The sequence below is a fragment of the Synechococcus sp. F70.1 genome, from assembly GCF_047502745.1.
Taxonomy (GTDB): domain Bacteria; phylum Cyanobacteriota; class Cyanobacteriia; order Thermostichales; family Thermostichaceae; genus Thermostichus.
In genome coordinates, this window is the sequence record NZ_JANSJL010000069.1 from 19,011 (window position 1) to 25,603 (window position 6,593).

7 protein-coding genes and 1 tRNA gene are annotated in these 6,593 nt (G+C 60.1%); 6 read left to right on the top strand and 2 right to left on the bottom strand.

What is annotated here, in order from left to right; translation table 11 throughout:
* Both NW860_RS07420 and NW860_RS07425 read left to right on the top strand, forming a co-directional pair.
* Positions 1-571 (top strand): M23 family metallopeptidase (locus tag NW860_RS07420; RefSeq protein WP_414513374.1); only part of this gene is annotated, 571 nt, incomplete at its 5' end.
* A 46-nt stretch (positions 572-617) separates the two neighbouring features.
* Positions 618-698, top strand: a tRNA-Leu gene (locus NW860_RS07425).
* A gap of 15 nt (positions 699-713) precedes the next feature.
* Here NW860_RS07425 and NW860_RS07430 read toward each other — a convergent pair.
* A complete protein-coding gene (locus NW860_RS07430) occupies positions 714-1,727 on the bottom strand; it encodes a glycosyltransferase family 9 protein (RefSeq protein WP_414513376.1) in 1,014 nt (337 codons plus the stop codon).
* A gap of 201 nt (positions 1,728-1,928) precedes the next feature.
* Here NW860_RS07430 and NW860_RS07435 point away from each other — a divergent pair, with 201 nt between their 5' ends.
* Both NW860_RS07435 and NW860_RS07440 read left to right on the top strand, forming a co-directional pair.
* Positions 1,929-3,080, top strand: coding sequence for a DegT/DnrJ/EryC1/StrS family aminotransferase (locus NW860_RS07435; protein WP_414513378.1), 1,152 nt, complete (start codon positions 1,929-1,931; stop codon positions 3,078-3,080).
* A gap of 191 nt (positions 3,081-3,271) precedes the next feature.
* A complete protein-coding gene (locus NW860_RS07440) occupies positions 3,272-4,306 on the top strand; it encodes a DUF58 domain-containing protein (protein WP_414513380.1) in 1,035 nt (344 codons plus the stop codon).
* A gap of 7 nt (positions 4,307-4,313) precedes the next feature.
* Here the strand turns inward: NW860_RS07440 and NW860_RS07445 are convergent, their stop codons facing one another.
* Complete coding sequence (locus NW860_RS07445; RefSeq protein ID WP_414394599.1) at positions 4,314-5,273, bottom strand: NAD(+) kinase; 960 nt, start codon at positions 5,271-5,273, stop codon at positions 4,314-4,316.
* A 344-nt stretch (positions 5,274-5,617) separates the two neighbouring features.
* Here NW860_RS07445 and NW860_RS07450 point away from each other — a divergent pair, with 344 nt between their 5' ends.
* Both NW860_RS07450 and NW860_RS07455 read left to right on the top strand, forming a co-directional pair.
* Positions 5,618-5,767, top strand: coding sequence for a hypothetical protein (locus NW860_RS07450; protein WP_414513382.1), 150 nt, complete (start codon positions 5,618-5,620; stop codon positions 5,765-5,767).
* Between the two features lie 26 nt (positions 5,768-5,793).
* Positions 5,794-6,593 (top strand): serine/threonine protein kinase (locus tag NW860_RS07455; protein ID WP_414513384.1); only part of this gene is annotated, 800 nt, incomplete at its 3' end.

Sequence of the window (6,593 nt, forward strand, 5' to 3'; positions counted from 1 at the left end):
CCAGCCGGAAAGTGGGGTGCCGGTGGTGTTGGTGGAGCGCAGCTCCAGCCGCCGCCTCCTTCTCCTGCCAGGGGGAGAGCTTCGCATTGAGGAAACCCCTGAGCTGCCGCCGCTGACCTTGCCTACCTCGTCCCCCAGCAAAGAGCGACTGCTCTATCCGCTGCCCCACCCCGCGCCGATCACCTCTGGCTTTGGCTTGCGGATTCACCCCCTCAAGGGTCAGCCGGAGTTTCACGCCGGCGTGGATCTGGGGGCCAGCTTGGGCAAGCCAGTCCTGGCTGCCTTGAGCGGCAAGGTGGTGAGTGCCGGCTCTCTTGGAGATCTGGGGATCACGGTTGTCCTAGAGCATGCTGGCGGCCGGCGCACCCGCTATGGTCACCTGTCTAAAGTAGCTGTCACCCCAGGAGAAGGGGTTAAGCAGGGATCCCTCATTGGCTATGTGGGGGCAACGGGAGCGGTGACTGGGCCGCATCTCCACTTTGAGCTGTGGCAGCAAACGGCAGGGCAAAGCTGGATGGTTTTGGACGCCACAGAAGAGCTGAAGGTCGCCGCAAGCCAGTTGCCGAGCTAGCCAGAGCCAGCTTGGGTTAGCATAGGTGAGCGGGATCCCACCTCTTGCGGACGTGGCGGAATGGCAGACGCGCTAGACTTAGGATCTAGTGCCGCAAGGCGTAAGGGTTCAAGTCCCTTCGTCCGCATGGCAAGCCCTGCTTCTAGCCGGGGAAGATCACCTCTAGGATTTGCTCAGGGGCAATGGAGTCAATCACCCCATTGGCGGCCTTGACGGCGCGGAACGGCCCCTCGGAAGGCAAAAGCCGCTCTGGGTCAGTAGGGCCAAACAGAGCCACCAGGGGAGTTTGCGTGGCCACCGCCAGGTGCATGGGGGCACTGTCGGTACACAGAAGCAGGGTGGAGCCAGCAATCAAGGCCGCCAGTTGGCCTAGCTGGGGCGGGCGGCTCACCGGCAGATTCGGCAGTTGCGACAGAAAGCCCTCCGCCAGCTTCTCATCCTCTGGCCCCAACACCAGCACGAGCGGCAGCTCCGGCCGCTTTTCCCGGAAACCCTTGATCACCCTAACCCACTTCTCTGGGGGATAGATCTTCTGGATGCCTTTCTCCTGGGACAGTTGGCTGGCGCCAGGGTGCAACAGCACATAATCTTGGCTGCCCTCCCCCAGCAGGCGCTTGCGTTCCTGCTCAGCCCACTCCAGGGCTGTCTTTTTGAGGCGAAGCTGGGGCAAGCCTGCCGGCGCGGCAATGCCGAACCCCTGCAGCAGGTCGTGGTACATGTCGGCGGCGTATTGGGCCAGCTTTAGAGGCACCGGGTCGGTCAGCCAAGGTCGCCCAGGCCCTGGCGGGGCATAGCCAACCCGCTTTGGGATCCCAGTTAGCCAAAGCAACAGCTTGACCCACAAGCTTCTGCCCAGGCTGAGCACGGCGTCGTACTGCCGCTCGCGGATTCGCCCCAGCAGATCGCTGATATCCCCTAGCGAAAGTTGCTCCTTAAATGGGAAGGTCAGCACCCGATTCACCGAGGGGCAGACCTCGTAGGCAGCTGCCGCCCGCGGCTCTACCAACACCTCCAGCTCCGCTTCTGGAAAGCGCTGCCGCAAACTCGCTAGGGTGGGGAAGAAAAGAATTTGGTCGCCAATCCCTCCCGGCACCAAAGCGAGAATTCGGGGGGCCAAAGGGGCTTTGCCGAGAACTGCTTGAGAAGCAATCTCCATAGAACATCCTGTCGATAGCTGTATCCAGCCTAGGGGATCCCTGGCCAGGGATGTACCGCGTTTACTCTAGCTCAGGTTGGGCTCAATTCGGAGCGGGTCTGGCTCCCAGCGGCTTCTCAGCAACTAAGCTACAAAAAGGCCCAATTTTGGAACTCTCATCCTCGATGATGGGCTGTGGCCGCTACCCCAAAAGGCAGCACCATGACGGATGAGCCGATCCCGCTGCTGGATTTGACGTTGCAATACCGCGCTTTGGCTAGGACCCTTTTGCCTCAGGTGGAAGCTTTGCTGGCCTCTGGGCGCTACATTGGCGGAGAGGCAGTGCGGCAGTTCGAGGAGCTGTTTTCGCAGTTTCTCGGCGGCGGCGATCTGGAGACCGTCAGTTGCAACTCCGGCACCGATGCTTTGGTGTTGGCCCTGCGCGCTCTGGGGATCCAACCGGGCGACGAGGTCATCACCACTGCCTTTAGCTTTTTTGCCTCCGCCGAGGCCATCGATTTGGTGGGGGCACGGCCGGTGTTCGTGGATGTGGATCCCTGCACCTTCAACCTGGATCCCCAGCTTCTCGAAAGAAGCATCTCCCCGCGCACCAAAGCCATAATCTCCGTGCATTTGTTTGGCCAGGCAGCCAACATGACCCAAATTTTGGCCATTGCGCGACGCCATGGGTTGGCAGTGGTGGAAGATTGCGCCCAGGCCATAGGGGCCTGCTGGGGAGGCAAGCCGGTGGGCACCTGGGGAGATATTGGCTGCTTTAGCTTTTTTCCCACCAAAAACTTGGGGGCTGCAGGGGATGGCGGGGCAGTGGTGACCCGGGATCCGCAACTGGCCCGCAAGGTGCGCATCCTCAAAGACCATGGCCAAGTTGGCCAATACCACCACGAATACATCGGCCTCAACAGCCGTCTGGACGCGCTGCAGGCGGTAATCCTGTCGGTCAAGTTGCCCTACCTGCGGGAGTGGAACTGGCGGCGGCAGGCCATTGCCGAGGGCTATCACCGCCTGTTGCAAGGGATCCCTGGCCTCATCCTGCCCCAGGTGGCAAAGGGGGGAAACTCCGTTTGGCATCAGTACACGGTGCGGGTGCCCGGTTCCCACCCAACCGACTCGCGGCGGCGCGACCAACTGCAGCGGCAGTTGCAGAAGCGGGGCATTGCCAGCCGAGTTTACTACCCTACTCCCCTTCATCTCCAGCCCGTCTACCGCAAGCTGGGATATAAGCCTGGAGATTTGCCCAATGCCGAGCTCTGTGCTGCCCAGGTGTTGTCTTTGCCCTGTTTTCCTGAGTTGACCCTCCAGCAACAGGAGCGGGTGGCCCTGGCCATTGCTGAAATCTTGGCAGAAGAACCCTAGCAGCCCTGGAGGAGGGAGCTCAGGTGCTATCGAAGCTCAGCCGAAGATTACTTCAACTATTTCCGTGGTTGCACCAGTTTCCCCAACTCGGAGCTGTCCCTGCAAAGCTGTCATCGAAAGAGCGCGTTCGTTTTCTACGCCGCCTGCGCTTTACTCGCATCGGGGGCTGGTTTGTTGGGATCACGCTCCTAGTGAGTATTGCCGCCTTTAACACTGGCAACAATCCTCTCTACTTGGTTCTGGGGATGCTGCTTAGCCTCATTCTTCTTAGCGGCTTCCTCTCCGAGCTTACCCTCAAGGATCTGGAGGTGAGCCGGCAGTTGCCCAGCCGCATCTTTGCTGGCCAGCCGGTCTTGGTGGGGCTGACACTGGTCAATCGCAAACGCCGCCTGCCCAGTTTTTCCCTCCAGGTGAGGGAACGCATCGAGGGACTGAAGCGGACGGATTGGCCTTCCAGCTATGTGCTGCGGTTGGATCCTGGTGCCAAGCTGGACACCTTCTATCAGCACACCTTCCCAAGGCGAGGGGTGTGGCAGCTGCAGGGTTTTGAGATTGCCACCAGCTTTCCTTTTGAACTCTTTCGCAAGGCAGTGGCGATCGAGGAGCCGCAGGCGGTGATTGTATTTCCCCAGCCTGCCCCCGTCCAGGGACTGCTGCTGTGGGAGCACTTTAGCGGCAGCAGCCAGTTGCGCCCTCAGCCCGGCCAGGAGGGGGACTACCTCGGCCTGCGGCCATACCGTCCCCAAGATGATGTGCGCTCTGTGCATTGGAAGATCTCGGCCAAGCGAGATCAACTGGTCGTGCGGGAGCTGGAGCGCCCCCGTTCCCAGGCCATTGTCCTCTGCTTTGAAAATCGCTGGCAGCCGCGGGGAGAAAGCCCTGAAGCGCATCGCAACAAGCTAGAGCGGGCTGTAGAACGCTGCGCTGGGATCCTCACTTATTTGATTCGAGAAGGCTACCCCGTGGCTCTGGCCACCTTGCAGACGCGAACTGCTTTCGGGGCCGATCTGCCCCATCTCGACTGGCTGTTGGCCCTCCTAGCCCAACTGACGTTCGTCGGGGACCCGCAGCTAGGCTCCCAAGGGCCCTCCAACTCCCCTACTGGCTTCAGCCTCACTCCCCAAGATCGCTGCCTGCTCCTAGCTCACCCTCCTCAGGAGGGGGAAGCGGTGCCAGGTCATCTCGTTGAGCCGGGATCCCTGCTGCAATTTATTCCGATTGAGTAAGGCCTCCCTATCTCCCTGGCGGGCAGTGGTTGGTAGTGGGAATGTAGATGCGGCTGCCGGCCCACTGCAGTTTCTCTCGCAGGGTGCGGAAGTAGGAAAGGTCTTTTTCTAAGATCAGCAGCTTGGCTGGCAGGGGAGCGCGTCGAATTTGCACCCACTGGCCAGGGTTGACCGATTGAGCCAAGACACCATCCGTCCAGAGGCGGGTCAGCCCTTCTGGATCGGCAAGGGGCCAGATCTCCACCGTGGCCGTGCCGCTGATAACAATGGGCCGGCTGGACAAGCTGAGGGGACAGATGGGGGTGATGATGATGGCCTCAAAGGTAGGCTCGAGGATAGGGCCGTTGGCTGCCAAGGTGTAGGAGGTGGATCCCGTTGGAGTAGCCACCAGCACGCCATCTCCGTGGTACTGATCCAGAACCTCGCCATTGACTTCGATTTCCATGATGGCGGCGGGCAGGCGTTCCCGGTTGATGGGCTTTAGGCACATTTCGTTGAGGGCGTAGTACACTTCGCTAACCGGGCGGCCCTCCTGCTTTCCCTCTCCAGGGACAGCCCCTTGTCCCAGTTGGGGCTGCTCCCAAATCTGGGCCTGCAACATCATGCGAGCTTGGAGGACAAAGTCTCCTGCCTGAATGCGATCCCAGGGATCCTGGTGCAGCACCTGCTCCGACTGGGCCAAGAACCCCAGCCTGCCTCCCGACTGGATGGGCAAAATGGGGATCCCATGGGGAGCAAGGTGGCGGGCCGCCGCCAACACCGAGCCGTCTCCCCCCAGCACCACCGCCAAATCGATGGGATCCGAGGTGGCCTCCAAAAAGACCGGGTAGGGGTTGTGGTGCAAGCCAGTGGGAGCCGTCAGTACCGTAACGCCGCGCCGACGCAGCTGCTCTGCACACAGCTGGCAGGTAGCCTTGCTCTGGCGATCCCCCTCCTTGTAGGCAATCACCACCAAGCCCAGATCCATGGCTGACCTCGCGCAGGGATCCTTTCCCATCATCCCTCTTCAAGCTGGGGGTTGCCCAGACAAATTTCCTCAAGCGTTCTCTTCCGCTTTTTTTCACAATTTACTGGGAATTTTTTGATCTAACGAATGGCAGTGAAACAGCTTGTTACGTCGTTATTGCTGCGCTGTTGCGAACGCGCGAGTGGCCCAGAGCGCTACCCCTACCTCTTGCTCCCAGAGAGAGGGTCTGAGGATGACTATCCCCTTAGGGAGCAAACGGGATCCCTGAGTGAGCGGGTATAAACTCCAGCAATTGGTTTATCGTATGGACATCCCTGCCCAAGCTGCTTTGTGCCTGCAAACCTATGGTCCCCGATCTCACCAATCGCATTTTTGGCGGCCGCTACCAACTGATTCAGGAAATCGGTGGTGGCGGCATGGGATCCGTCTTTCGGGCTTTGGACTTACACAACAACGGCCAAGAGGTGGCCGTCAATATGCCCCTACCCTGCTGAGCCGAGGGAACGCCCAGCTCGATGATTTGCGCCGCCGCTTTGCCGAAGAGATCCGCGTCAGCACCCTTTTAGGCCAACATCCTCGCATCGTCAAAGTCCTGGATCACGGCCAAGAGGGGGAGCACGCCTATTTGGTGATGGAGTACCTCAAGGGACAGGATCTGGGGAAGCTAATCCGAGAAAAAGGAGCCTTGCCAGTTCGGCAGGCCATTCGGCTGGCCCTGCAGGCTTGTGAAGGGCTGCACTTTGCCCACACCTTCCGAGCTAACGTGGAAGGCCGCGAGATTCGGGGCGTGATTCACCGCGACATCAAGCCCAGCAACCTGTTTGTCGAGCGCGTTTTTCAAGATGGCCAGCTTACGTCTCAGCTCAAGATCCTCGACTTCGGCGTGGCCAAAACGCTGGCGGATCACACCCTTAGTCTAGGCACCCAAAAAGGGGGCGGATTTATCGGCACGGCTCGTTATGCCTCTCCTGAACAGGTACGCGGCAAATCTCTGGATGCCCGCTCAGACATCTACTCCCTAGGGGTGGTGCTCTACGAGATGCTGACGGGATCCATGCCCTTTCGCTTGGAAACCGACTCATTGAACAGTTGGATCCACGCCCATTGCTATGAAAACCCCCTTGAGATCAACCCAGAGACAGCCCCCCAGCCGATCCCACCCGCCATAGTAGCGGTGGTGATGGATTGTCTGAAGAAAAACCCGGACGAGCGGCCGCAGACCATGCAGGAGCTGGCAGAGCGGCTGTTGCAAGCCTATGAGCTGACGGTGGCCAACCAACTTCCCCCCAGCCAAGCCAGCACCGTCCTCCTCCCCAACAC